The organism is Pseudomonas muyukensis (assembly GCF_019139535.1).
Lineage (GTDB): Bacteria > Pseudomonadota > Gammaproteobacteria > Pseudomonadales > Pseudomonadaceae > Aquipseudomonas > Aquipseudomonas muyukensis.
In genome coordinates, this window is record NZ_CP077073.1 from 3840494 (window position 1) to 3865922 (window position 25429).

The 25429-nt window shown below is 65.3% G+C and carries 22 protein-coding genes and 1 pseudogene; 13 read left to right on the forward strand and 10 right to left on the reverse strand.

Annotated features, from left to right (window positions below):
* Window positions 1-375 precede the first annotated feature (375 nt).
* Complete coding sequence (locus KSS95_RS17005; RefSeq protein WP_217854010.1) at window positions 376-597, forward strand: hypothetical protein; 222 nt, start codon at window positions 376-378, stop codon at window positions 595-597.
* Window positions 598-666: 69 nt separating this feature from the next.
* Here the strand turns inward: KSS95_RS17005 and KSS95_RS17010 are convergent, their stop codons facing one another.
* Window positions 667-1281: a LysE family translocator gene (locus KSS95_RS17010; RefSeq protein ID WP_217848230.1), complete on the reverse strand. Its 615-nt coding sequence runs from the start codon at window positions 1279-1281 to the stop codon at window positions 667-669.
* A gap of 113 nt (window positions 1282-1394) precedes the next feature.
* Here KSS95_RS17010 and KSS95_RS17015 point away from each other — a divergent pair, with 113 nt between their 5' ends.
* From KSS95_RS17015 to KSS95_RS17025, 3 genes and pseudogenes are all read left to right on the forward strand, one after another.
* Window positions 1395-1847: an Lrp/AsnC family transcriptional regulator gene (locus tag KSS95_RS17015; RefSeq protein ID WP_217848231.1), complete on the forward strand. Its 453-nt coding sequence runs from the start codon at window positions 1395-1397 to the stop codon at window positions 1845-1847.
* A gap of 466 nt (window positions 1848-2313) precedes the next feature.
* Complete coding sequence (locus tag KSS95_RS17020) at window positions 2314-3726, forward strand: purine-cytosine permease family protein (RefSeq protein ID WP_217848232.1); 1413 nt, start codon at window positions 2314-2316, stop codon at window positions 3724-3726.
* A gap of 62 nt (window positions 3727-3788) precedes the next feature.
* Window positions 3789-4051, forward strand: a pseudogene (locus KSS95_RS17025) (SPFH domain-containing protein); the annotation flags it as partial.
* A gap of 812 nt (window positions 4052-4863) precedes the next feature.
* Here KSS95_RS17025 and KSS95_RS17030 read toward each other — a convergent pair.
* Both KSS95_RS17030 and KSS95_RS17035 read right to left on the reverse strand, forming a co-directional pair.
* On the reverse strand, window positions 4864-6261 hold the full coding sequence (locus KSS95_RS17030; RefSeq protein WP_217848233.1) for a PAAR domain-containing protein: 1398 nt from the start codon (window positions 6259-6261) through the stop codon (window positions 4864-4866).
* Between the two features lie 178 nt (window positions 6262-6439).
* Window positions 6440-7669, reverse strand: a complete 1230-nt coding sequence (locus KSS95_RS17035; RefSeq protein WP_217848234.1) for an acyl-CoA dehydrogenase — start codon at window positions 7667-7669, stop codon at window positions 6440-6442.
* Between the two features lie 140 nt (window positions 7670-7809).
* Here KSS95_RS17035 and KSS95_RS17040 point away from each other — a divergent pair, with 140 nt between their 5' ends.
* From KSS95_RS17040 to KSS95_RS24635, 3 genes are all read left to right on the forward strand, one after another.
* Entirely contained in the window at window positions 7810-8736 is a 927-nt protein-coding gene (locus KSS95_RS17040; protein ID WP_134692992.1) for a LysR family transcriptional regulator, read from the forward strand.
* 189 nt (window positions 8737-8925) lie between these two features.
* On the forward strand, window positions 8926-10080 hold the full coding sequence (locus tag KSS95_RS17045; protein ID WP_217848235.1) for a cysteine desulfurase family protein: 1155 nt from the start codon (window positions 8926-8928) through the stop codon (window positions 10078-10080).
* 18 nt (window positions 10081-10098) lie between these two features.
* Window positions 10099-10233, forward strand: a complete 135-nt coding sequence (locus KSS95_RS24635; protein ID WP_263974798.1) for a hypothetical protein — start codon at window positions 10099-10101, stop codon at window positions 10231-10233.
* 543 nt (window positions 10234-10776) lie between these two features.
* Here KSS95_RS24635 and nfsB read toward each other — a convergent pair.
* Complete coding sequence (nfsB, locus tag KSS95_RS17050) at window positions 10777-11430, reverse strand: oxygen-insensitive NAD(P)H nitroreductase (RefSeq protein WP_217848236.1); 654 nt, start codon at window positions 11428-11430, stop codon at window positions 10777-10779.
* Between the two features lie 103 nt (window positions 11431-11533).
* On the opposite strand from nfsB, the gene KSS95_RS17055 reads away from it, so the two are divergent.
* The 4 genes from KSS95_RS17055 (at window position 11534) to KSS95_RS17070 (ending at window position 14643) form a co-directional block, all read left to right on the forward strand.
* On the forward strand, window positions 11534-12454 hold the full coding sequence (locus KSS95_RS17055; RefSeq protein WP_217848237.1) for a LysR family transcriptional regulator: 921 nt from the start codon (window positions 11534-11536) through the stop codon (window positions 12452-12454).
* Window positions 12455-12488: 34 nt separating this feature from the next.
* Window positions 12489-13103 carry a LysE family translocator gene (locus tag KSS95_RS17060; RefSeq protein ID WP_217848238.1) on the forward strand — a complete coding sequence of 205 codons (615 nt, stop codon included), beginning with the start codon at window positions 12489-12491 and terminating at the stop codon, window positions 13101-13103.
* A gap of 75 nt (window positions 13104-13178) precedes the next feature.
* Window positions 13179-14009, forward strand: coding sequence for an AraC family transcriptional regulator (locus KSS95_RS17065; protein WP_217848239.1), 831 nt, complete (start codon window positions 13179-13181; stop codon window positions 14007-14009).
* 49 nt (window positions 14010-14058) lie between these two features.
* Window positions 14059-14643 (forward strand): LysE family translocator, encoded by a 585-nt coding sequence (locus KSS95_RS17070; protein WP_217848240.1) that lies wholly within the window; start codon window positions 14059-14061, stop codon window positions 14641-14643.
* Between the two features lie 66 nt (window positions 14644-14709).
* On the opposite strand, the gene KSS95_RS17075 is transcribed toward KSS95_RS17070, so the two are convergent.
* Window positions 14710-15918: a sugar transporter gene (locus KSS95_RS17075; protein ID WP_217848241.1), complete on the reverse strand. Its 1209-nt coding sequence runs from the start codon at window positions 15916-15918 to the stop codon at window positions 14710-14712.
* 208 nt (window positions 15919-16126) lie between these two features.
* Here KSS95_RS17075 and KSS95_RS17080 point away from each other — a divergent pair, with 208 nt between their 5' ends.
* Window positions 16127-17443 (forward strand): hypothetical protein, encoded by a 1317-nt coding sequence (locus KSS95_RS17080; RefSeq protein ID WP_217848242.1) that lies wholly within the window; start codon window positions 16127-16129, stop codon window positions 17441-17443.
* 117 nt (window positions 17444-17560) lie between these two features.
* Window positions 17561-18496, forward strand: coding sequence for a cyclase family protein (locus tag KSS95_RS17085; protein ID WP_217848243.1), 936 nt, complete (start codon window positions 17561-17563; stop codon window positions 18494-18496).
* Here KSS95_RS17085 and KSS95_RS17090 read toward each other — a convergent pair.
* The 5 genes from KSS95_RS17090 to KSS95_RS17110 all read right to left on the reverse strand — a co-directional run bounded on the left by KSS95_RS17090 (window position 18490) and on the right by KSS95_RS17110 (window position 25403).
* Window positions 18490-19239 (reverse strand): hypothetical protein, encoded by a 750-nt coding sequence (locus KSS95_RS17090; RefSeq protein WP_217848244.1) that lies wholly within the window; start codon window positions 19237-19239, stop codon window positions 18490-18492. The genes KSS95_RS17085 and KSS95_RS17090 overlap by 7 nt on opposite strands.
* A gap of 255 nt (window positions 19240-19494) precedes the next feature.
* Complete coding sequence (locus KSS95_RS17095) at window positions 19495-21720, reverse strand: TonB-dependent siderophore receptor (protein WP_217848245.1); 2226 nt, start codon at window positions 21718-21720, stop codon at window positions 19495-19497.
* 284 nt (window positions 21721-22004) lie between these two features.
* Window positions 22005-23423 (reverse strand): short-chain fatty acid transporter, encoded by a 1419-nt coding sequence (locus KSS95_RS17100; protein WP_217848246.1) that lies wholly within the window; start codon window positions 23421-23423, stop codon window positions 22005-22007.
* Window positions 23424-23807: 384 nt separating this feature from the next.
* Window positions 23808-24836 (reverse strand): hypothetical protein, encoded by a 1029-nt coding sequence (locus KSS95_RS17105; RefSeq protein ID WP_217848247.1) that lies wholly within the window; start codon window positions 24834-24836, stop codon window positions 23808-23810.
* Between the two features lie 21 nt (window positions 24837-24857).
* A complete protein-coding gene (locus tag KSS95_RS17110) occupies window positions 24858-25403 on the reverse strand; it encodes a hypothetical protein (RefSeq protein ID WP_217848248.1) in 546 nt (181 codons plus the stop codon).
* Window positions 25404-25429: the final 26 nt, after the last annotated feature.

Genomic DNA, 25429 nt, shown 5'->3' on the forward strand with positions numbered 1-25429 from the left:
CCGCAGATGAACCTGCCTTGAAACGCTTCGCTGAGCCCGGTAACCTTGCGCCGCTGCTGTAAGTCCAGCAGCCGGGTTTGGTAGCCCGCGATCAATCAAGGCGCACTAGCGCCGCTTAGCGATTCGGTTGGCGCTTTTTTTGTGCCCGCTGTTTCGATTTATGGCGGCTGTGCGTGGGGCGCCTTCGTGCGCGCCGGTTTCCTTGATTCCCGGTCTACCAACCTGCGTACAGCCGTCACCATTCGTTTGGTAGCGATTTGTGGCGGCTCCATTGAATCAAGGAGCGACACAATGACGAAAGGTCTACCCGATCCCCCTTCCCGCGCCACCACGGCCCCTTGTAGTTTCGGCAATTGCGAGTGCAGCCACCCGTCGCTGTTCGCCGTGCGCGAGGGCGTCGATCTCGAAGATGCGCTGGTGCACCTGTCCACCCTGCTCAAGGGCGCGTTCGCCACCAACCTAAAGGCCATGGAACTGGCAAGCGGCACCTGCCAGGACTTGCTGATGGCCAACGACCACGGGCTGGATGCCGCCAAGGCGGTGGTCGAGGCGTTGCTCGATGGGGTGGAGATGCAACAGGTGGCGCCGGTTCTGTAACGCGGTGGCGGGCACCGGCTACGCCGGCGCCTGCAACGATCGCCTTTGCCCTGACGCTGCGGATCGCGCCTACGCCAACTGCCCCACCACCAACCCCAGGGCAATGGCGATCATCGCCACCCCCGACACCCGCCCGACCAGCCGCGCCGCCGCCGGGCGGGTACGCAGCACCGCCTTGGCGCCGTACCCCACCAACAGGTAGATCACCAGCGAACTGCACAGGTGCACCAGCCCCAGCAGCAGGATCTGCAACGGCAGTGGCCAGTTCGATTGCGGGTCGGTGAACTGCGGCAGCAATGCCAGGAACAACAGGAACACCTTGGGGTTGAGCCCGCTGACGCAGAACCCCTTGAGCGCCCAGCGCGAGCCGCTGTCGCCCTCGCCGCTCGCCCCTGCCTCGGGCACCGCCGGGTTGAGCAGCAGGTTGCCGCCCAGCCACAACAGGTACAGGCAGCCGGCCAGGGTCAGCAGGGTCAGTGCCAGCGGGTGCCCGGCGATCAGGCTGCCGACCCCGGCAGCGACGATCAAGGTGGCGAGAAAATGCCCGGACAGCATGCCCGCCACCGCCGACACCACCCAACGGCCACGCATGCCGGCGGAGATGGCATAGGCCCAGTCGGCGCCCGGGGTGATCACGAACAGGAACGAGACGGCCCAGAACGCCGCCAATACACTCATGGCCACTTCGATGGTTTCCTTTCACAACGGTTTCAGTGAAAGCAAGATTACGGATATCGCCGGGGGACTTTCTTTCGTATATTTCCCATTCAAGCCGCCAAACTGGAATATTCTCCCCCATGGATCGCACCGATCGAAAAATCCTTGCCGAGCTGCAAAAAGACGGGCGCCTGTCGGTGACCGAACTGGCCGATCGCGTGGGCTTGAGCCTGTCGCCCTGCCACCGCCGGCTCAAGGCGCTGGAAGAGTCCGGCGCCATCCTCGGTTACCACGCGCGCCTGGCCCCGGCCGCACTGGGCCTGAACTTCGCCGCGCTGGTGTTCGTGACCTTGCGCGAGGTCACCCGCCAGCCGGTCGCCGACTTCGAGGCGGCCCTGGGCGAGATCGCGCAGATCGTCGAGGCGCAGCGGCTGTTCGGCGACCCGGACTACCTGCTGCACGTGGTGGCCAAGGACCTGCCGGCGTTCCAGAAGCTGTACGACGAGCAGTTGACCAGCATCCCCAACGTCAGGCGGCTCAGTTCGACGCTGGTGATGAAGGAGGTGATCCAGGACCGGGTGTTGCCGATGTAGGCGCGGCCTTGCCGAGGCGTCGGCCCGGTCGGAAAGGGCCGCATAGCGGCCCCGGCCCGCTTGAATTCAAACCGTCAGACTCCAACCACCACAGCGCCTGGTTCGCCGGCAAGCCGGCTCCTACAAGGGCCCACAGTCCCCTGTAGGAGCGGCCTTGTGTCGCGAAAGGGCCGCATAGCGGCCCCGGCAATATCAGCTTGATACGCAGAACGGGGGGCGCTGCGCACCCCTATCGCGACACAAGGCCGGCTCCTACAGGGGTCACGCTAAATCAATGAGTGCGATTTGTTCCATGAACGCAGCATGCGCACGCCCCAGCCTTAGGTTTTTTAACGTCCATAAGCACAAATTTACTAATTTCCCCCGCTCCACCCGCCCCGCATCATCGCTCCAACAAGAACGCGTCGCCCGTTGCCGGCACGCACCTGGGCAGCCTCGCTTGCCCCACCTTGCCTTGGAGTCCGTCATGACCCGTGCAGCCAATTCGGCCCCCCTCATCGAGAAACACACGATCGGCTACGTGCCGCCGCAAGACCGCCATGGAAAGGTAAGGGACCTGTTCACCCTGTGGTTCGGCGGCAACATCGCCCCGCTGCCCATCGTCACCGGCGCCCTGGGCGTGCAGTTGTTCCACCTCAACCTGCTGTGGGGCATCGTCGCCATCCTGGTCGGCCATCTGCTCGGCGGCGTGCTCATGGCCCTGCACTCGGCCCAGGGCCCGCAGATGGGCATCCCGCAGATGATCCAGAGCCGCGCCCAGTTCGGTTCGCTCGGCGCCCTGCTAGTGGTGGTGATCGCCGGGGTGATGTACATCGGCTTCTTCGCCTCCAACATCGTGCTCGCCGGCAAATCGCTGCACGGCGTGGTCGACGCCGTGCCGGTACCGGTGGGCATCGTCGTCGGCGCGTTGGGCTCGGGCATCATCGGCATCATCGGCTACCGCTTCATCCACGTGCTCAACCGTATCGGCACCTGGGTGTTGGGCATCGGCATCGTGGTCGGCTTCGGCTACATCTTCAGCCATGTGCAAAGCGACGACTTCCTCACCCGTGGCGGCTTCAACCTGGCCGGCTGGCTGGCCACCGTGTCGCTGGCGGCGCTGTGGCAAATCGCCTTCGCCCCCTATGTGTCGGACTACTCGCGCTACCTGCCGGCCAACGTGAAGGTTTCCTCGACCTTCTGGACCACCTACCTGGGCTCGGCCCTGGGTTCGAGCCTATCGTTCATCTTCGGCGCGGTCGCGGTGCTGGCGATCCCGGCGGGCATGGACACCATGGACGCGGTAAAACTCGCCACCGGCACCCTCGGCCCACTGATGCTGGTGCTGTTCCTGCTCAGCGTGATCAGCCACAACGCCCTCAACCTGTACGGCGCGGTGCTGTCGATCATCACCCTGGTGCAGACCTTCGCCTACCGCTGGATCCCCACCGCCAAGAGCCGCGCCGTGCTGTCGCTGATCGTCCTCGCCGCCTGCTGCGTGGTGGCGGTGTTCGCCTCGGCAGACTTCATCGGCCACTTCGTCGACATGGTACTGGTGCTGCTGGTGGTGCTGGTGCCGTGGACGGCGATCAACCTGATCGACTTCTATGTCATCCACAAGGGCGACTACGACATCGACTCGATCTTCAAGGTCGACGGCGGCATCTACGGGCGCTACAACCCGCAGGCGCTGATCGCCTATGCGGTGGGCATCGCGGTGCAGATCCCGTTCATGAACACGCCGCTGTATGTCGGGCCGGTGTCCGCGCACATCAATGGCGCCGACCTGTCGTGGCTGGTGGGGCTGGCGATCACCTCGCCGCTGTACGGGTGGCTGGCCAGTCGGGACAGCGCGTATCGTCGTCGGCAGGTGGGTGCGAAGCTGGCGGCGGGGGTGTGAGTCCGCCGGACTGAAAATTGACAAGAGGACCCGCTGCGGCGGGTCTTTTGCCCTTGCCAGGCAAGCAGGCGCTGCCCGGGCTGGCCGGTGTGCGGCAGAACCGGCTCAGGGAAGAAGAGAAGGAGCTGGTCTCCGCCCGCAGCGCCTAGGACGTCGAGGCCAAGCGCCAGCAGACCCAACGTACCACCGAAACCAAGACCGAGAAGCAGCTCACGCTGATCAACGTCGAACGGGAAAACGTCAGGCCGAGAGCGGCAAGCAAACCGCCGAGTTGCTTCGTGACATGGCCAAGGTCAACGCCGAGGCCACCAAGATCACCGCCGACGAGGCATTAGACACACTTGACCTGCACCAGGAGAGCAACGAAAGCCATCCAAACAACAGCGATCAGAATGCAGTACATACCTAGCTTCATGCGCCTTTTCAGGTAGACCGGAAATCGCGACCATCCTCCGGATTCGGCCACCCCTGACGAATCTTAACTTAGGCCAGAACATGCCGGCCGTCATGGCACTCACTGTCATCAGTCGAAACTTTAGCGTCAGCGCGCCACCGTTTTTCAGTTCTTCGCGAAGACCTTCGCTTCGCTGCAATGCTTCGCACATTACCTAGAAATGGCGCGAGCCTGCGATATGCAACTGAATTGCAAGCCCGGCCAGCAGAATAACGAAAGGAGCGAGTAGCAACACTATCCTCAATTCCACAGGCCACCAGCTCAAATCAATCATAAGCACGCACGCAGCGTTTCAAGGCCGAGTAAAATCAACGAAAAAAACAATAAACGCCGATCCGCTCAAGGCAGTAAAAATACAACAAGCCGCAACCCTCATACGCCTTTTTAGATAGAGCGGAAACTCACGATAGTCTTCAGCATTCAGACTACCTCTCCGAATTGACAAAGTCGGCCACAATAGCTCACCCGCCATAGCACTAACCGTCATAGATCTAAATTTCAAAGTGTAACCTCCCCCCTTCTTCAGCTCATCACGCAGACACTGACTTCGATGAAGTGCCGCACACATAACATCGAATTGCCTGGAGGAGGCCATATGCGTAATTAGTACAATACCGGCAAATGCACTCACGAATGGCACCAATAATATCGCAATCCTCAGCCCAGCTGGCCAATGGCTCAAGTCAATCATATGCAGCCTCGTAAATTATCTCTCCAGTCCTCTCTCCGACTTGCCCCAAAACAGTACTACCCACAAAAGAGCCGGCCCCGACCATCGCGACTCCACAGGCTACTCTCCCCAACGGACCTAAAAAACAAACGTACTTACTTGCCATTTGTCCGCCCCAGGCCCCAGCGGCTCCTCCTCCAAGGGCTCCAGTAAAGCTACCGGTTTCAGTAAGCCTGACCTTTTTGCACGCTTCAGTTTCTCCCGCACGGCAAGCTTCGTAAATCTTCATGTAAGAAGATGTCGCCCCCAAGCCCACTGCCACATGCCCGCCATACTTCAAATACTTCGTCATCCTCGCCACTTCATCCAAATGCGTCGCATACCCCGGTACTGCTCCCGGCGCACCAGCCTTGGACCAGTGATGCACGAGGCTTTTAGTAGAGATATTCAAGCTCTTGCGCAGACTGTCATGCCCACCGAGGTTCAGGTACTTGCCCAGAAACGCACTACGCAGTTGTGCATCCAGCTGCTGATAGAGCGCTCGACGTGATGCGAAGAATTGCGGGCTATTGAGATGCCCATGCAAGGTGAACTCGCGCTGATGCAGGCTTTCCAGCCCCTTGAGCGTATCTCCCACCTGCCCCAGCCCGCGCGACAGCATGTCCTTGCCAACGCCCATGGATTGACTCGCACCATTGAGCACCCCGGCGACCTCGCCAATGTGCTGCATCATGAAGTTGGCCTCCTGCTCGTCGAGCACAGCCAGTGCCTCCCGCGCCCGCTGCGCCGCAGCCATCAGGTCGGCTTCCTCACGGGTGCAGGCGTGGTGGTTGTCGGGGTCACCGAGGACAAAGATTTCACCGGCCTTGAAACCTTGCTCGAAGGTAGGGTTCAGGCGCTGGATACGTGCAATAGGCAGTGTGCTGTCCTGCGCCAACAACTGCGCCAGTACCTGGGGGCCGGACATGCTGCGGGGGACGATATGAAAACCGGGTTCCAACCCGACTTGCACAGAGGCGATGGCGCCAGGCATCTGTGCGCTGGCTGGCGCATGGAGAGTGCGGGCGCTGGGGGCCGTCGCCGCGTTTGTCTGCCTGCCATGCATGGGATGACTGGACGGCGCCATTCCACCCAGAGGAGCAACCACCCTGTTACTGCCGTTCGGGCAGCCACAGGCAACCAGGGAACCATCCATCGCCAGTGGCTGACCGTCGGAAATCCACCCGAGGTAGCCCTCTACAACGACGCCAGGTTGGCAGCAGAGCGGACATTCGGTAGTCGAGTCCCCGACCCGCAGGACCTTGCGCCCATCACAGATGTAACCCTCACCGCTGGCGATGCAGATTGCACCCGTGGTGGTGACATCACCATCTACTGCCTGGCCTTTACCATCAAGACTGACGCGATACATGAGCAGGTTCCTTTTGCCCTGAAAGCTCAAGAACCTAACAAATGAAGTTCGCCCTGTTACCCGAGAAAAAGCGAAAGAGACCTTTCCTACCCCGCCTAGAGAAAAGTCTTAAAACCAACCCTGTAACCAGCCTGCTCAGGCGTGCAGCCGAACCTGAGCAGGCGGGTCACGATGCTCGTCAGTGCCCGCTACGCAACATCTCCTTCGGCACGTACTTGCCGATCTCGTACTTGCCAATCGCCGCCCGGTGCACTTCGTCCGGCCCGTCGGCCAGGCGCAGGGTGCGCTGCATCGCATACATGTAGGCCAGCGGGAAATCACCACTCACCCCTGCCCCGCCATGGATCTGGATGGCCCGGTCGATCACCTTGAGCGCGACATTGGGCGCCACCACCTTGATCTGCGCAATCTCGCTGCGCGCCACCTTGTTGCCGACGGTGTCCATCATGTAGGCAGCCTTCAGGGTCAGCAGGCGGGCCATGTCGATTTCCATGCGCGAGTCGGCGATCTTGTCGACGTTGCCGCCCAACCGCGCCAGCGGCCGGCCGAAGGCGGTGCGCTCGACCGAGCGCTTGCACATCAGCTCAAGGGCGCGTTCGGCCATGCCGATCGAACGCATGCAATGATGGATGCGGCCTGGGCCGAGGCGGCCCTGGGCGATTTCGAAACCACGGCCCTCGCCGAGCAGCACGTTCTCGTAAGGCACCCGCACGTTCTCGAACACCACTTCAGCATGGCCGTGAGGCGCGTCGTCGTAGCCGAACACCGGCAGCGGGCGAACGATCCTCACCCCGGGCGCGTCGGTGGGCACCAGGATCATCGAATGCTGCTGGTGGCGCGGGCCTTCGGGGTTGGACAGGCCCATGAAGATCATCACCTTGCAGCGCGGGTCGCAGGCACCGGAGGTCCACCACTTGCGACCGTTGATCACCCACTCATCACCGTCGCGCACGGCGCTGGCGGCCATGTTGGTGGCGTCCGAGGAGGCCACGTCCGGCTCGGTCATGGCGAACGCCGAACGGATCTCGCCACGCAGCAGCGGCTCGAGCCACTGGCGCTTCTGCGCCTGGCTGCCATAGCGCACCAGCACTTCCATGTTGCCGGTGTCCGGCGCCGAGCAGTTGAACGGCTCCGGCCCCAGCAGCGAACGGCCCATGATCTCGGCCAGCGGCGCGTACTCCAGGTTGTTCAGCCCGGCGCCATACTCGGACTCGGGCAGGAACAGGTTCCACAGCCCTTCGTCACGGGCCTTGGCCTTGAGCTGCTCCATGATCGCGGTAGGCTGCCAGCGGTCGCCCTCGGCAACCTGGCGCTCGAACACCGGCTCGGCCGGGTACACGTATGCATCCATGAACGCGCTGACACGCTCGCGCAGCGCCTGGACCTTGGGCGAATAGGCGAAATCCATCGGGGCTACCTTCCGTCAATGAAGAACATGGGGCTGAGCCTAGAACAGTCACCCTTCATCCACCTAGTCTATTTTCTGCGTGTATAAACATTCATAACCGATATATGATCGACCGATAACTCCAACAAAGAGCGGCGCCCATGAACCTCAGCAAGGTCGACCTCAACCTGTTCATCGTCTTCGACGCCATCTACACCGAAGCCAACCTGACCCGCGCCGGGCAAATCGTCGGCATCACCCAGCCAGCCGTGTCCAACGCCCTGTCACGCCTGCGCGAAACCTTCAACGACCCGCTGTTCGTGCGCACCGCCCAGGGCATGGTGCCCACGCCCATGGCGCAGAACATCATCGGCCCGGTGCGCAACGCCCTGTCGCTGCTGCGCACGTCGGTGCAGGAGAGCCGCATCTTCAACCCGCTGCAGGCCAGCAAGACCTTTCGCATCAGCATGACCGACCTCACCGAGGCGGTGATCCTGCCGCCGCTGTTCCAGCGCCTGCGGCGCCTGGCCCCGGCGCTGGTGATCGAGAGCTTCCTGTGCAAGCGCCGCGAAACCACCAAGGAACTGGCCGCCGGGCGCCTGGACTTCGCCGTCGACGCACCGCTGAACACCGACCCGCAGGTGCGCCACGTCAAGCTGATGCAGGACCACTACGTGTGCGCCATGCGCCCTGGCCATCCGCTGGCCGAGAGCAAGCTGACCCTGGACAGCTACCTGGGCATGACCCACATCCATATTTCCAGCCGCCGCAACGGCCTGGGCTACGTCGACCTGGCCCTGGGCAAGATGGGCGTGCAGCGCCGCGTGGCGCTGCGCTCGCAACACTACCTGATGGCCTCGCAGGTGTTGCAGCAGACCGACATGGTGATGACCGTGCCCGAGCGCTTCGCCCGTCGCCACCAGTTGCGCCACCAGCCGTTGCCGGTGGAGATCCCGGCCCTGGAGACCCACCTGTACTGGCACGAAAGCACCGACCAGGACCCCGCCAACCGCTGGATGCGCGAGCAGATCATCGAGTTGTGCGAGCGGGTGGTGGCCCAGGACCAGCAGGCGCTGGAAAGCGCCTGAGCGCTGTAATGGTGCATGCCCGCGAGGCGCCAGGAGAAAAATTTTCTTCCTTGCGTTGAAACACGGTTTTTTTATTTCACAAAGACCGCGAACTACTGGCACATAGGAAAAACATTCACCTACAGCCCCCCGTAGGATGCAGTACATGGACGCCGACAGGCGGCGTCCCTGCACGGACTCGCCGCAATCATGCCCAGCACCCCGCTCTACTTCGACTACGCCGCCACTACCCCGGCCGATGACCGCGTCATCGCCGCCATGCTCAGTTGCCTGGGCCGCGACGCCACGTTCGGCAACCCGGCCTCCAGCGGCCATGCCCATGGCCAGGCCGCCCGCGAAGCGGTCGAGCAGGCCCGGGCCCAGGTTGCCGCGCGGGTTGGCGCCCAGGCCGATGAGCTGGTGTGGACCTCCGGTGCCACCGAATCCAACAACCTGGCGCTCAAAGGCATCGCCCAAGGCTGCGGGCAACCGGGGCACCTGATCACCAGCCAGCTCGAACACAAGGCCGTGCTCGACACCGCTGCCGAGCTGGAGCGCCTGGGCTGGGCGGTGACCCGCCTGGCGCCGGACGACCAGGGCCTGATCCAGCCCGACGCCGTGCGCGCGGCGCTGCGCCCGGACACCCGGCTGGTGTCGCTGATGGCGGTGAACAACGAACTGGGCACGGTCACCGACTTCGCCCAGCTCGGCGCCCTGGTACGCGCGCATGGCGCGCTGCTGCATGTGGACGCCGCCCAGGCGGTGGGCAAGGTGCTGATCGACCTGGGCCGGCAGGCGGTCGACCTGATGTCGTTCTCGGCGCACAAGGTCTATGGCCCCAAGGGCATCGGCGCCTTGTATGTCGGCCCCCGCGCGCGCGCGCTGATGCGCGCGCAGATGCATGGCGGCGGCCATGAGCGCGGCCTGCGCTCCGGCACCCTGGCCACCCACCAGATCGTCGGCATGGGCAGCGCCTTCGCCCTCGCTGGCCAACCGGGCGAACCGGAGTACCAACACATTGCGCACCTGGCCCAGCGGTTGCGCGACGGTCTGCTGGCCCTGCCCGGGGTGAGCCTCAATGGCTGCCCGTTGCAGCGAATCCCGCATACCTTGAACCTGTGCATCGACGCCAAGGGTTTCAACAGCCTGGCCCTGGCTGGCGAGCTGGCGCTGTCCAGCACCTCGGCGTGCAACTCGGCGAGTAATGCGGCCTCGCATGTTCTGCTGGCGCTGGGCCTGGACGAGCGCCAGGCGCGCAACAGCGTGCGCCTGAGCCTGGGGCGTTATACCCAGGAGGCCGATATCGACGTCGCGCTGGCGGTGTTCGGGCGGGTGGTGAATGGGGCGGCGGTAGCGCTCTGGTAAGCAGAACCAGGCAGTAGCTTGAACGGCGCCGTGGCCATGGGCGTGGACGCCCTGCTGGTGTCGCTGCCCACGGCGTTCCTGCTGTTGAAGCTGGCCGGCGCGGCCTGGCTGATCTCCTTCGGCCTGCGCCAGCTGCAGGCCCGGGCGGTGTAAGCCCGGCACACCTGTGTCGTCTGTTTCGCCAGCAAGGCTGGCTCCTACAGCGCACGGGGCATCGTCGTGTAGGAGCCAGCTTGCTGGCGAACCAAGCGACGCGGTAGATGGCACCGGCTGCGCCGGTGTTCGCCGGCAAGCCGGTTCCTACAACGCTTACGGCCTGCAATACCCGTAGGAGCCAGCTTGCTGGCGAACCAGGCGACGGGGTGGCTGGCACCGGCTGCGCCGGTGTTCGCCGGCAAGCCGGCTCCTACAACGCTTACGGCCTGCAATACCCGTAGGAGCCAGCTTGCTGGCGAACCAGGCGACGCGGTGGCTGGCACCGGCTGCGCCGGTGTTCGCCGGCAAGCCGGCTCCTACAACGCTTACGGCCTGCAACACCCGTAGGAGCCAGCTTGCTGGCGAACCAGGCGACGCGGTGGCTGGCACCGGCTGCGCCGGTGTTCGCCGGCAAGCCGGCTCCTACAACGCTTACGGCCTGCAACACCCGTAGCCAGCCTTGCTGGCGAACACCGCCAACGCCGGTGCCAACCTGCGCCATCAGAGGAAGGTGAACACCTCGGCAGCCGGCAGGCGCGACTTGCTCAGCCCGGCGTTGAAGTCTTCCTCGCTGCGATAGCCCAGGCTCAACAGCACCACGCTGGTGTAGCCACGCTCACGCAGGCCCAGCTCGGCATCCAGGGCCTTGGCATCGAAACCTTCGATCGGCGTGGCGTCCAGCCCATGGGCGGCGGCGCCCAGCAACGCGGTACCCAGGGCCAGGTAGACCTGTTTCTCCATCCAGTGCTGCACGTCCTTGAAGTCATGGCGGTGCAGGTTCACATAACCGCGACGCGTCTGGTCCTGGGTATCGCGCGACTGCTCCGTGCGAAAACGGCCGTCGCTGGCCTCCTGCTGCAACACCGCCTGCAGGTGGGCTTCGGTCATCTCGGTACGGGCGGCGAACACCAGCACATGGGAGGCATCGCGAATTTTCGGGCTGTTGTAGGCAAAGCGTTCATCGGTGGCCTTGGCCAGGCGCGCCTTGCCTTCGGCGCTGTCGGCGACGATGAAGTGCCAGGGCTGCGAGTTGACCGACGAAGGGCTGTGACGCAGTTGCTCGAGCAAGGCATCAAGGGTGGCCTGAGGGATCTTGCGGCTGGCATCGTAGGCTTTGGTGGTGTAACGGCGCTTGGCGAGAGTAACGGTGTCCATCTACGGCAATTCCTCAAGGGATCGTGAATGAGGCAAATCTTATCTTCCCGCCACGAAAGAAAAACCAGCACAATGCAGCAACACTTTCATCCCTGGAGTGAAAATGCTGCGTATCACCGACCTGGAACTGTTCACCCGGGCCAGCGCCCTGGGCAGTTTCACCGCGGCCGCCCACGAGGCCGACCTGCTGCCGGGCCAAGTGGCGGCGGCGGTCAAGCGCCTGGAACGCGAGCTCGATGTGCGGCTGTTCGCCCGCACCACCCGCAGCCTGCGCCTGACCGCCGAGGGCGAGCTGTACCTGCCCACTGCCCAGCGGGTGCTCGAAGCCCTGCGCCAGGGCCGCGAAGACCTGCATGGCAGCCACAGCTGCCTACGCGGCGTGCTGCAGGTGGCGGCGCCTTCGGACATGGGCCGCAACCTGCTGCGGCCATGGCTCAGCGCATTTCGCCGCGAGCATCCAGGGCTGGGCCTGCGGTTCTTTCTCTCCGACCAGTTGGCCGACCTGTACCGCGACCCGGTGGATGTCGCCATCCGCTACGGCCTGAACGAAGACGCCAACTACATCGCCCTGCCCCTGGCGCCGTGGAATCGCCGGGTGCTGGTGGCCTCGCCCGACTACCTGGCCCGCCATGGCCGCCCGCGCAGCCCCGACGACCTGCTGCAGCACGACTGCCTGCTGTACCTGCAACAGAGCCGGGTGTACGACAAGTGGCGCCTGGGCAACCGCACCGTGCAGGTGCGCGGGCCGCTGTTCAGCGACGACGCCGATGTGGTGCGGCGCTGGGCCCTGGAGGGCGAAGGGATCGTCTACAAGTCGTGGCTGGATGTCAGCCGCAACGTCGCCGCCGGCGAACTGGAGGTGCTGTTGCCCGAGCACCCGGGCGAGCTGACCCCAGTGACCCTGGTGTGCCCGCACCGCAAGCAGCTCACCCCTGCCGTGGCGCAGTTGCACCAGTGGCTGGGCGAACGCTTCGCCACCCTGCGCCCGGAGGAGATGTTGCAGCGCCTGGCACCGGGCGTATAGTGCATCCACCGCCGACTGCAAGGAGCTGCCTGCGATGCCGAGCCTGGAATTTCTGCTTACCGCCCTGATCATCGTGCTGATCCCCGGCAGCGGGGTCATCCTCACCGTCTCCAGTGCCCTGGTGGCCGGGCGCCGCGCCTGCCTGTGGACCGCCTCGGGCTGCACCCTGGGCATCGTCCCGCACCTGCTGGCCTCGGTGCTGGGCCTGTCGGCGCTGCTGCACACCAGCGCCCTGGCGTTCCAGGGGCTGAAGTTCGCCGGCGTCGCCTACCTGCTGTACCTGGCCTACGCCACCTGGCGCGATCGCGCGGCCTTCGCCGTGGACGCCAAGGCCGCCCCCGCCAGTGCCGGGCAGCTGGTGCTCAAGGCCTGTCTGCTGAACATCCTCAACCCCAAGCTGACGCTGTTCTTCCTGGCTTTCCTGCCGCAGTTCATCGACCCGCACGCGGGCTCCGCGACCGGGCAGATGCTCGGCCTGAGCGCCGTGTTCATGGCCATGACCTTCGTCGTGTTCGTGCTCTACGGCCTGCTCGCCCACCTGTTCCGCCGCGCGGTGATCGACTCGCCCAAGGTCCAGGCCTGGCTGCGCCGCGGCTTTGCCGCCTCGTTCGCCGGGCTGGGCATCAACCTGGCGTTCGCCCAGCGTTGATGGCTGCACAATCGTTCTAAACCGCCGGCAGGTTCTGCGCTAAGGTAAGCGCCTCGACGCAGCACGGCCATCGCCATGAACAACTGGATCGACCTCAGACAAGACGCCGACAGCGGCATCGAGTCGGTGCGCGCGCACTTCGTCGGCCACGCCTACGACCCGCACTGGCACGACAGCTTCCTGGTGGGCTTCACCGAGCAAGGCGTGCAGCAGTTCAACTGCCGCCGCCAGCGCCATCAGAGCACGCCTGGGCAAGTGTTCCTGCTGGAGCCCGCCGACCTGCACGACGGCCACGCACCGACCGCGGACGGCTTCACCTACTCCACGCTGTACCTGGACCCCAACTGGCTCGATACCGAGTTGCGCGCGCTGTTCGAGCAGGCACCGCGGGACGCCCTGCCCGGTTTCAGCGCCCTGCTGCACCATGACTCGCGGTTGGCCGGGGCCACCGCCCGGGCGTTCACGACGGTCCATCAGCAGGAGCTGCGCATCGTCCGCCAGACCGCCCTGGACGACCTGCTGGCCTGCCTCACCGGCCACCTGCACTGGCGCAAGCGCCTGGACCCCGACCCACGCCTGCCGCTGACCGCGCAGCTTGCCCGCGACTACCTGCATGCCCACCTGGACCAGGACATCGGCCTGGCCGAGCTGGCCCAGGTGTGCGGCGTCGACCGCTTCCGCCTGACCCGCGCCTTCAAGGCCGCCTTCGGCCTGGCCCCGCACGCCTACCTGATCCAGCTGCGCCTGGCCCGGGCGCGACGCCTGCTGGCCGGTGGCCAGACGCCCGCCGCCGTGGCCTCGGCCCTGGGCTTCGCCGACCAGAGCCACCTGGGTCGCTGGTTCCGCCGCGCCTACCGACTGACCCCGGCGGACTACCGCAAGCGCTGCTCAAACCTTCCAGACTGAACACCCGCCCAAGGCGAGCATGGGGCTTCGAACAACCGGAGCTTTCGCCATGTCGCATACGCTGTTGCCCTTCATCCTCTTCGCCGTCGCCGCCAGTATCAGCCCGGGGCCGACCAACCTGCTGATCCTCGCCCATGGCGCCCGTCACGGCCTGCGCGCCAGCGCCGCGCCAATCATCGCCGCCTGTCTGGCGGCGGCCTTGGTGGTGCTGATGGTCGGGCTTGGCTTGGGGCAAGTACTGCTGCGCTACCCGCTGGCGCAGCAGGCGATGAGCTGGGCGGGGGCGCTGTGGCTGAGCTGGCTGGCGTGGAAGATGCTACGCAGCGCCGGTGCGCCGCTGGCGCAAGGCACCAGCGCTGGGCTGGCGCCACTGAGCGCGGCGACCTTGCAGGTGGTCAACCCCAAGGTCTGGGTGACGGCGGTGGCCATGGTCGGCCTGTTCGCCAGCCCGGCGTTGCCGATGTGGTGGCTGACCCTGGTGTTTTTGCTGGTGGCCTTGCCAAGCATGACCGCCTGGGCGCTGATGGGGGTGGGCAGCGCCCGCTGGTTACGCTCGCCACGGCGGTTGCGCGGGTTCAACCAGGGGTTGGCGGGGTTGTTGCTGGTGTCGGCGTGGTCGGCCTTGCTGATCTGAAGGGTGGCAGCGAGCATGCCGCTACTCGCCGAGCAAGCCCGCCCCCTGTGCCCCGCCGCCGCCCAATCAGGCCGGCGGATGCCCCTGCGCCTCGCGAAAGCGCCGAGTACTGGCCAGCGCCAGCAGCAACCCGACCACGGCCACGCTGCCGCCCACCAGGCCAATGTGAGCGACGCCCGTCTGGCTGCTGACGATGCTGCCGAGCAAGGCGCCGCCGCCGATGCCGATGTTGTAGATCCCCGAGAACAGCGCCATGGCCACGTCGGTGGCATCCGAAGCCAGCTTGAGGGTCTTGGATTGCAACGCCAGGCTGAAGCTGAGGATCGCCACGCCCCAGACCATGCTCAGCCCGGCGAACACATAGAAGTTGCCAGACAGCGGCAGCAGCAACAACAGGCAGGCGGCCAGCGCGCCGATCGCCCCGACCAGGAAACCCTGGGGGTAGCGGTCGCTGTAGCGGCTGAACAGCAGCGAGCCGAACACCCCGGCGCCGCCAAACAGCAACAGCAGCAGCGTGGTGCGCTCGCCGCCGATCTGCGCCACATGCAAGGCGAACGGCTCGATGTAGCTGTAGGCGGTGAACTGCGCGGTGATCACCAGGGTCACCAGCGCATAGGTGATCACCAGCGCCGGGCGCTTGAACAGGATCGGCAGGCTGCGCAGCGAACCGGAGTTCTGGCTCGGCAGCAGCGGCAGCGACTTCATCAGGCAAAGCATGGTCGCCAGGGCCACGCCGGCGATGCACAGGAAGGTGATGCGCCAGCCCAGGGCCTCGCCCACCACCCGCCCCAGCGGGATGCCCATGACCATCGCCAGGGTGGTGCCGGTGGCCAGCAAGCCCAGCGCCTTGGCCTGTTGCCCGGGCGGTGCCACGCGCACCGCCAGCGAAGCGGTGATGGCCCAGAACACGGCATGGGCCAGGGCGATGCCGATGCGGCTGAGCAACAGCATGGCGAAGCTCTGCGACAGCCACGACAGCAGGTGGCTGACGATGAACACCAGGAACACCAGCAGCAGCAGGCGCCGGCGCTCGATGTTGCGGGTCATCAGCATCATCGGCAGCGAGGCCAGCGCCACCACCCAGGCGTAGATGGTCAGCATCAGGCCGACCTGCGCGGTGCCCATGTCGAAGCTGCGGCCGATATCGCTGAGCAGCGCCACCGGGACGAACTCGGTGGTGTTGAAGATGAACGCCGCCAGCGCCAGGGCGATGACGCTCAGCCAGCTGCCGTTGCCGCTGGTGGGGGGCAACGAGGTGGGTACGGGACCATTCATGGGGGAAAACTGTTCTCCGCGGACAAGGCGATATGACGCGCCCCACCTGCCTGCTCCAGGCCCGGTGAGGCACGTTTTTTATTGAAAGGATGCCCGGCATGGTACGCATCAAGCCCCAGCCTCACAACCACAGGCGCGGACGGAGTACCATGCACCGTTTTGATGCACCCTTCCTGACAACATTGCGGAACAAGGAGTTCGATCCGCCATGAACAAGCAGCACCCCCAGCAGCAGTGGCGCGAGGCGGTGATCGCCCATGCCGAGGCCGTCAACCAGTACGTCGCGCAGGGCCGCGCGCACGGATGGGACGATCTCGCGCAGCCGCCGGCGCCGGCCACCGGGCACCTGCTCGAGGCCTGGCAGGCCGCCCTGCTGGCGATCAACCGGCCTGGCGTCGACGAGCCGCAGCGCCAGCTGTTCCGCGAAGCCTGGCCGCCTGCGCACCAGCCGCTGGTGCCGTTACTCGACGCACAGGCCCAGTGGGTCGGCCCCCTGTTGCTGCTGGAGGACGGCAGCCTGCTGGCGCGGGTCGGCCTGCCCCAGGACAAGGGCCAGGTGCTGCGCATCGACGCCCACAGCGTCACCCCGGTGATCGGCATCAGCCATTTCGGCCGCTGCCCGCAACGGCGCTACTATGCCCTGGCCAACGCCGAGGGGGTGCGCGTCACCGATGGCTGGGGCGGCCCGCTGGTGGCCCGGCTGGCCTGGCCCCACGGCCTGGAGGGGCTGCCCCCGGGCTATCCGTTCGAACCGCTGGACCTGCCGCCGGCGCCCATCACGCTCACGCCCTTCCCTTGCGGCCAGCGGGTGCTGCTGGTGAGCGACGACGGCATCTTCGTGCTCGCCGCCAGCGGCGCCACCCGCCTGCTGCCGCGCCAGCAGGCCATCCTCGACGACCTGCTGCGCGGCGTCGACCCGGATGACATCGCCCTGGGCCTGGCCATGGCGCACGCGGCCCTGGCCCCGGATGGCCGACTGATCGCCCTGGGCGAGCAATATGGGCGCCACCTGGTGCTGGACGACCAGCTGCAACCGGTGGCGGCCATCGGCCCGGCCAGCGAGTGCCCGCATTTCGCCCTGTTCAACCGCCGTGGCGACCAGTTGCTGCTCAATGCCTGCCACCGCTACCAAGGCGCCAGCCTCGGCGTGCGGGTCGCCGACCTGCCTGGCCTTGATACCGAGCCCGGCAGCGACCATCCACGCACGCCGCTGCTACACCAGGGGGCGCGCATCCATTCCGGGGTCGCCCGCCACGGCGAGTACATCGTCGGCGATGCCCATGGCTACCTGCGCGCCTTTGGCGAGGACGGTGGCGAACACTGGCAGCACTACCTCGGCTCGACCATCAGCGCCCTGGACATCAGCGCCGACGGCCGCACCCTGGTGGCGGCCAGCCACGCCGGGTTCATCTCGTTGATCGCCCTGGACAGCGGCCGGCCGCAATGGCAGATCGGCACCGGCGCCCACGCCGAGGTGCGGCGCTGGGTATGCTGGAAAGGCTTCGACGCGCCCCTGGCCTGGTAACACCCGCGCTCTTTGCCTGCCAGGCAAAAGTCATTGTCCCGGCGCCGGCTTTTTCCCCGGCGCCGGGCTGCCCAGAATCCACTCCTGACAACGCCTTGCCCCTTCAGGAGACACCCCATGAAAGCCTTCAAGCCCCTGCTGCTCGCCGCCGCCCTGGCTGCCACCGCCCACTCGGCGATCGCCGCTGACTGGCAGCAGTCCCCTTATGGCGCCAATGACGAAATCGGCGCCGCCAACCTGCTCACCCCCGAAGTGGTCAAGCAAGCCGTCGGCCTGGTCAAGACCGGCAAGACCTACCCACTGGCCGTGCCGGTGAGCAAGGACCTGCCCGCCTTCCGCCACCGCAGCTTCCACCTGTACAACATCCAGCCGGGCGAACAGGCCGGGCAAAGCCTGGGCCGCAACAAGTTCACCTTCAACGATGAACTGGTCAACGGCTGGACCGGCGTCGGCACCCAGCTCAACGGCATCGGCCACATCGGTATCGACAACGTCTACTACAACGGCAACAAGGCCGCCGACTTCGTCACCGTCGAAGGCGTGAAGAAGCTGGGCGTCGAGAAGGTGCCACCGATGGTGACCCGCGGCGTGGTGCTGGACATGACCGCCCACTACGGCAAGGCCATCGTGCCCGGCGGCACCGCCTTCACCGTCGCCGACCTCAAGGCGGTGCTGAAGAAACAGAACATCACCCTGCGCAAAGGCGACGTGGTGCTGTTCAACACCGGCTGGCTGGAGCTGATCGGCAAGGACAACCAGCAGTTCCTGGCCACCGAGCCGGGTATCGACCTGGCCGCCGCCCAGTGGCTGGCCGACCAGGGCATCGTCGCCTTCGGCGGCGACACCTGGGCCTCGGAGGTGTACCCGAACCCGACCGGCGAAGAGTTCCCGGTCAACCAGTTCATGCTGGCCAAGCGCGGGATCTACAACCTCGAACTGATCGACAGCCGTGAACTGGTCAAGGACAAGGCGTTCGAGTTCCTGTTCGTGCTGGGCCAGCCGTTGTACAAAGGCTCGACCCAGGTGAACATCAACCCTGTGGCCATTCACTGAGCACGCTTGCTCCCCTCAGCGACTGCCCTGCAGGGGCGCTTCAGATTACGGTAACCGAGCACCAGCACCGCCCCCGACAGCGCCGCCAGCAGCAGCACCAGTTCGCGGCTGTAGCGCGCCACCCAGGCGGGGAAGCCGACGAACTCGCGCACCAAGTGGATCTGCGCGCTGGCGCCGCCCTGGCGGATGCCGATGCCGCCCTGGCGGATCTGCGAATAGTCGGCATCGAAATACACCCAGACCTTGGCCTCGCCCTGGGCGTCGATGACCGGGATGTCGATGAGGTTGGTCGGTGCCGGGATCAAGGTATCGTTGCCGGCAGCATCGCGCACCTGGACCAGGCCCTTGCCCGGCAGGCGGATCTGCACGTCCTGCAGCGCCTGTTGGCGCGGGTTGTGCAACTCGATGAGCAGGCCGGTGCGGTGATCCACCAGGCCGGCTTCGAAGGGCCGGGCGAACAGTTGCAGGTACGGCGCCTGGGCCAGCTCGACCAGCTTGTCGACCTGCTGGTGGTCGAGGTTGCCGGCGGCGATGGCGCCGACGCGCGCGTGCAGGCGTTCGTACTTGAGCAGGTCGTTGGCCTGGGTGACGCGCTCGTTGAACTGCCCGGGGTAGGTCAGGTGGGCGTAGGTCAGGCGCGCCTGCAGCCGGTCGTCGTCACGCAGCACCGTGTAGAAGGCCGCGACGCAGACCGCCACGACCAGCGACGCGGCCAGTGTTTTACCGACTTTTTCCCAGCTCACCTTGAGGGTTCCTTGTGTTGACGAGACGCAATGGCTGGCAAAGGGTGCCAAGAAGCCGAGGCTGGGGCAAGGGTTGATGAGCTTTGACGCCCATGATGAGCAACGCCTCAAGGCGCCGCCGCGGCTCGCCGCTCAGGTTCCGAGCCGTAGGCGGCGCCCCAGGGCTGGCGCTGAAGACACACTAGGTAACGCCTGAACGGCGCCGCCCTGGCATTTGGTCTTCAACTCGATGGCCCCCCCTCTGCGCCAGGCAGCCTACAGCCGCCAGTCCAGGCTGACCAGCAGCGTGCGCGGCTCCCCCATGTAGACCCCGTTGTAGAAGCCGACGTTGTTGAAGTAGTGCTGGTCGAACAGGTTCTTGACGTTGACCGACGCCGACAGGTGCTCGTCGAAGTGGTAGCGCCCCATCAACCCGACCACGGCGAACGCCTGCTGGGTGATGCGATCAGGGGTGGTGACGATATTGCCCTTGGCATCGCGGCCAATCGGGCGCCGCCCCACGCCGAAGGTATCGCTCTGCCAGTCGAGGCTGCCGCCCAGGGTCAGTTGCGGTGACAGCTTGTAGGTACTGGAGAAACGCACCAGGTTCAGAGGCTGCTCGGTGTTCTTGCGGGTCTTGTCGCCACTGGCGGCATGGGTGTAGCTATAGCCCAGGCTCATTTGCCAGTCAGGCATCACCTCGCCGGCCAGTTCGGCCTCGAAGCCCTCCACCACCACGCCCTTGCCACCGGATTTGTAATATTGCTGGCCGTTTGGCCCAGGCGGCACCGAATCGTCGAGTTCGGGGACGTTGTCCTGCTTGCTGCGGTACAGCGCCGTGCTCAGGTGCGCGCGGTCGTCGAACAGGCTGCCCTTCAGGCCCACCTCGTAGACCTTGCCGACAATCGGCTCGAGGAACTTGTCGCTGACATCCTTGCGCGTCTGCGGGTTGAAGATATCGGTGTAGCTGGCATACACCGTGTACTGCTCGGTCAGGTCATAGAGCACCCCGGCATAGGGCGTCCACTGGTCGTTCTGGGTCTGCTGGCTGCGGCTGGCGCGGGTCAGGTTGAGGTTGGCGTCGTAGTTCCAGCTGCGGCTTTCGCTCTGCCAGCTGCCGTAGCGGCTGCCGAGCACGAAGTGCAGGCGGTCGGTGGGGTTGAGCCGGGTGGCCAGGTAACCGGCCTTCTGCCGGGTGAACGAGCGCGTAGCATCCAGGCCGCTGTCGCGGTCGACGAACTTGGGGATCGCCCCCATGTACTTCCAGTCGTCGATCTTCGAGTAGCCGGGCGGGTCGCTGCGCCCGGTATAGAACGGCGAGCTGCTGCTGAGCTTGGAAACCCCATAACCGACCATGAAGTCATGGCTGCGGCCGAACAACCCATAGGGCCCAGCCAGGTTGAAATCCACCGCGCGCATGCGCTCGACCCCAGAGAAGTGCGAGGTCCAGGCATTCATGCCGCTGCGGTCGGCGGCGGGAAAACCGTTGCCGCCGTAGTACACCTTGCCGTCACTGTCGCTGCGCCGCTGGGTATAGGCGGCCTTGAGCAGCCAGTCTTCGCCCAGGCGCTGGTCGAGGCTGGCGAACAGGGTCTGGTCCTTCAGCGGCCAGGACGACCAGGGTGTCGCCAGGTTGGTCGAGCGCGCCATGTGCGCCTTGCCGCCTTCGGCGTTCCAGTACGGCACGGTGCCCCAGGAGGCGCCTTGCACATGCTTGTTCTGGTAGTCGTAGCCAACCGCCAGCACGGTGCTGTCGGTCAGGTCGGCCTCGAGGATGCCGTAGGCCACTTCACGCTGGCTGGCGTACTTGTCCATGAACGATTGGCTGTCGCGGTAGGCCAGTACCGTGCGCCCGCGCAGGCGCCCTTGCCACCCCAACGGCCCGCCGACATCGAGGTAGCCGCGGTAGTTGTCGTAGCTGCCGGCGCTCAGCCCGGTCTGCACCGCCAGTTGCCCGGTCGGGCGCTTGCGCACCATGGCGATGGTCCCGGACGGATCGCCGGCGCCGGTGGTCAAGCCGGTGGCGCCACGCACCACCTCGATACGGTCGTAGATGATCGTGTCCGAGTCGGACTTGAGCCCCGAGAAGGTGTTGAGCATCCCGTCGATCTGGAAGTTGTTGATCGCATAGCCGCGGGCGTAATAGGCCGGTCGCTCCGAGTCGTTGCGCTGTACCGTGACGCCGGTGACATGGGCCATGGCTTCGGAGAGTGAGTCGAGCCGGAAGTCGTCGAGTTGCTGGCGAGTCAGTACCGAGACGGACTGCGGGGTATCCTTGATCGACAGGTTAAGGCGCGTGGCCGCGCTCATGCTGCCGGTGGTGTAGGAGCCGGTGTGCTCCGTGGTGCTGCCCAGGCCCTGGGCCAGCACCTCGGTGGCGCCGAGCTCCAGCACACCGTCCTCGGCCTTCGGCTCGGCCTCTTCAGCCAGGGCTAGCGGGCTGATCACGGTGGCACACAGACCCAGGGTCAGGGTCATGGAACGGCTGATGGGCGCGAACATCGCTGCCTTTCTCCTTGTTCGATTCGAGGGGTGTCCTTGGCTGCCGGTGTGAGGCAGCCATAGGAGAACGATTCTCGGATGCGAATCGTTATCGAATCTTGTAGAGTCCAGCCGTTTCCGGTTTGTGGATTGTCTTGAAGACCTTGGGGCTGCTGCGCAGCCCTTTCGCGACACAAGGCCGCTCCCACAGGGAATTGCAATCTCCTGTGGGAGCGGCCTTGTATCGCGAAAGGACCGCAAAGCGGTCCCAGGTTCTCGAACTAAACCAACGCACTTCGGAAGAATTACGGCATCACAGGCGGCACGTACTGCAAGGTGGTACCCAGCGCCCACAGCAACACCAGTACCAGCGGGATATGCACCAGCAACTGCACGAACGAGAAACCGATCAGGTCACGCGCCTTGAGCCCTAGCACGCCCAACAGCGGCAGCATGTAGAACGGGTTGATCAGGTTCGGCAACGCCTCGGCGGCGTTGTAGATCTGCACGGCCCAGCCCAGGTGGTACTGCAGGTCGTTGGCCACCAGCATCACGTACGGTGCCTCGATGATCCACTTGCCGCCCCCGGACGGGATGAAGAAGCCGAGCACCGCCGAGTACACGCCCATCAGCAGCGCATAGGTATCGTGGGTGGCGATCTGGGTGAAGAACAGCGAGATGTGGTGGGCCAGGGTCTGGGCATCGGCGCCCTTGACCTGGGTGAGGATGGCGGCGATCGAGCCGTACAACGGGAACTGGATCAACACCCCGGTGGTGGTCGGCACGGCGCGCGCCACGGCATCGAGGAAGCTGCGCGGACGCCAGTGCAGCAAGGCGCCGAGCATGATGAACAGCAGGTTGTAGGTATTCAGCCCGGAGATCGCGGTGATCGCGGGCTTGGTGGCGAACTCCTGGTACAGCCAGCCGCCGGCCAGGGCCACCAGCAACAGGATCAGGATCGGGCTGTACTCCAGCCATTCGCCCGGGCGGCTGCGCTGTGGCGACGGCGGCGCGCTGAAGCTTGGATCGACCCCGCAGTCCTCGGCGCTGCGCGCGCTGTTCGGGCCTGGGGCGGTGGCGTAGGCGATCACCAGCGAGACGATCACCAACGCCGCCAGCAGCACCCCGGACTGCCAGAGGAAGATGGTCTCGGTGAACGGAATCACCCCGGTGATCGACAGGATCGACGGTGGCAGGCTGGCCGGGTTGGCCTGCAGCTGCGCGGCCGACGACGACAAGCCCAACGCCCAGACGGCGCCCAGGCCCAGGTAGGCGGCGGCGCCGGCGGCGCGGTAGTCCATCTTCAGGTCCTTGCGCCGGGCCAGGGCCCGTACCAGCAGGCCACCGAACACCAGCGACAGGCCCCAGTTGAGCAGGGACGCGAGCATCGAGATCAGCGCCACCCAGCACACCGCCGAGCGGCCGTTGTTCGGCAGGCGCGCCAGGCGGTCGATCAACCGCGCGGCGGGTGGCGAACTGGCCACCACATAGCCGCCGATGACCACGAAGGCCATTTGCATGGTGAACGGGATCAGGCTCCAGAAGCCATCGCCAAAGGCCTTGGCGGTGTCGGTGGGCTTAGCGCCCATGGCCAGGGCGCCCAGGGACACCAGCATCACGGCCAAAGCGGCGAACACCCAGGAGTCGGGGAACCAGCGTTCGGCCCAGTTGGAGCAGCGCAGGGCAAAGCGGGCGGAGCGGCTGTCTTGAATTTCAGCGGCCACGGTAATGTCCTTTTCTTGTTGGATTGTCGGATTACCGGGCGAGTCTATAAGGGGTGCGTGGTTGGGGGCCTCCATGAACCGAGGGGCTACGACTAAAGTATTAGCCTGGCGCGAGAGGTGTGTTGCGTCCAAGTGCTTGGCGATGGGGCTGTGCCGTGCTCAAGATCGAGCGCCGCCCGCGCGGCGCATCGCGGATGAATCTGCTCCTACATGTCTTTCGGGCCAGTTAGGCCTGTGGGGCCATGGGCGCCCGCCTTGGCGCATGCCTTGATATTGTGTCGGGCCAACGAATACCTCCCAGGATTGGCCCGAAACACATGTAGGAGCGGATTCATCCGCGATGCGCCGCGAAAGCGGCGCTCGATTTCATGGACGCTACAACGGCTACTTAGGCCCGATGTCGGTGTAAAGCGTGGTGACACTGCCCGCCACGATCAGCTTCACCGGCCCCCCCGTCGCATCCAGGCGCACCGCGCGGGTGTGTGGATGCGGGTCGGCAAAGTACGCCGCCGGGTTGTGATACAGCCGGTCGGCGGCGCCTTGCACCAGCTCGCCGCGGATGGTCACCTTGGGCTTCTTGCCCGCAGGGATGCCCGACCAGTCGCTGCCGAACGACAGGGTGAAGGTGAACAGCGTCTGCCAATTGGCGGGGATGTCCTGGCCGACCCAGGCGTACTTGAAGTCGTTGTCCAGGGTGTTGTTGTCGGAATGGCTGAGGGTCTTGCCATTGAGCGGCGTGCCCGAGGAAATGGTGTACTTGGTGCCTTTGGGGATGTTCTCGAATACCACCGCCAGGTCCACCAGCGCGCCTTCGTCGCCCTGGTTGTAGCCGGCTGTGCTGACCACCTGCGGCAGGTCGCCGCGGACCATCTGCACGTTGCGCTGGGCAATGTTGGCGTTCTTCGACAGCACGTCCGCCAGGTCGGTGATGTTGGTCACGCCCTTCAGCGGGTTGGGGTGGTCCGGGGTGCTGGCCACCGCGATCATGCAGTAGTGGTCGCTGGTGTCTGGCGGCACCCAGGTGAAGCAATCGAGGGACGCGCCGATGGCCCCGGCCTTGATGGCGAACGGCGGGTTCTTGTCGCCCCCCGAGGTCTTCAACTGGTTGCCTTCCCACAGGTACGGGTACAACAGGATGTTGGGGGTGGCCCAGAACAGGTTCCAGTACCCCGCCAGCTCGCCGGCGGTGTAGTTCTTGCCACGCACGTAGAGGTAGTTGGGCAGGCCGATGTACAGCTTGTTGTCGTAGCCGTTGTTGTAGTTGGCCGGGTCGGTCAGTACCGAGGGGACGGCCAGCGGCTCCTTGCCGGCGAGGATGATGTCGGGCGAGGACGACGAGGCGCTGCGCGGTACCGTGCCATTCTCCGCCAGGGTCGCGCGCACGACGATGCCGCTCCAGGTTTCAGTAGCCATGTTGCGTGCTCCTTGCAGGGGTTATTTCGACAGGTTGATCTGCACCTTCTGCAGCAGGGTCTTCTTCACCGGCCCACCCGAGCTGCCATCGATGCTCGACAGGCTCAGGGTGATCGACGAGGTGCTCTTGAGCTGCTCGGGCTTGGCCACCCACAGGTTGAGGCTCAGGTCCATCTCGAAGGCTTCCTGCTTCTTGCTCTGCTTGCCCAGCAGGCTGGTGCCGGCGATGTCCTGGCGCGAGACCGCAAGCTTGGGGTTGCTGGCATCCACCGACACTTGCGTGTCCGCCGGGATGTCGGTGTAGCGCACCTCCAGGTCCAGTTCGGCGAAGGTGACGATCTGCGCGTACTGGGCACTGACCACCAGGCTGGCCGGGTCGTTCACCGCCTGGGTGTTCGCGGCGGTGAGCAAGGTGTACGGCGTGCCGTCGGAGGTCTGCTGGCGGGCGATGGCGTAGCCGGTCTGCGCCGAGACGCTCGAGGCGACGTTGACCAGGCCGCCGATGCCAGTCGAGACAATCTGCAGGCCGGAGAAGATTCCGGTCACTGCAAAGCTTGTATCTGCCATGTTCGTAGCTCCTTTACGTGGGTTGT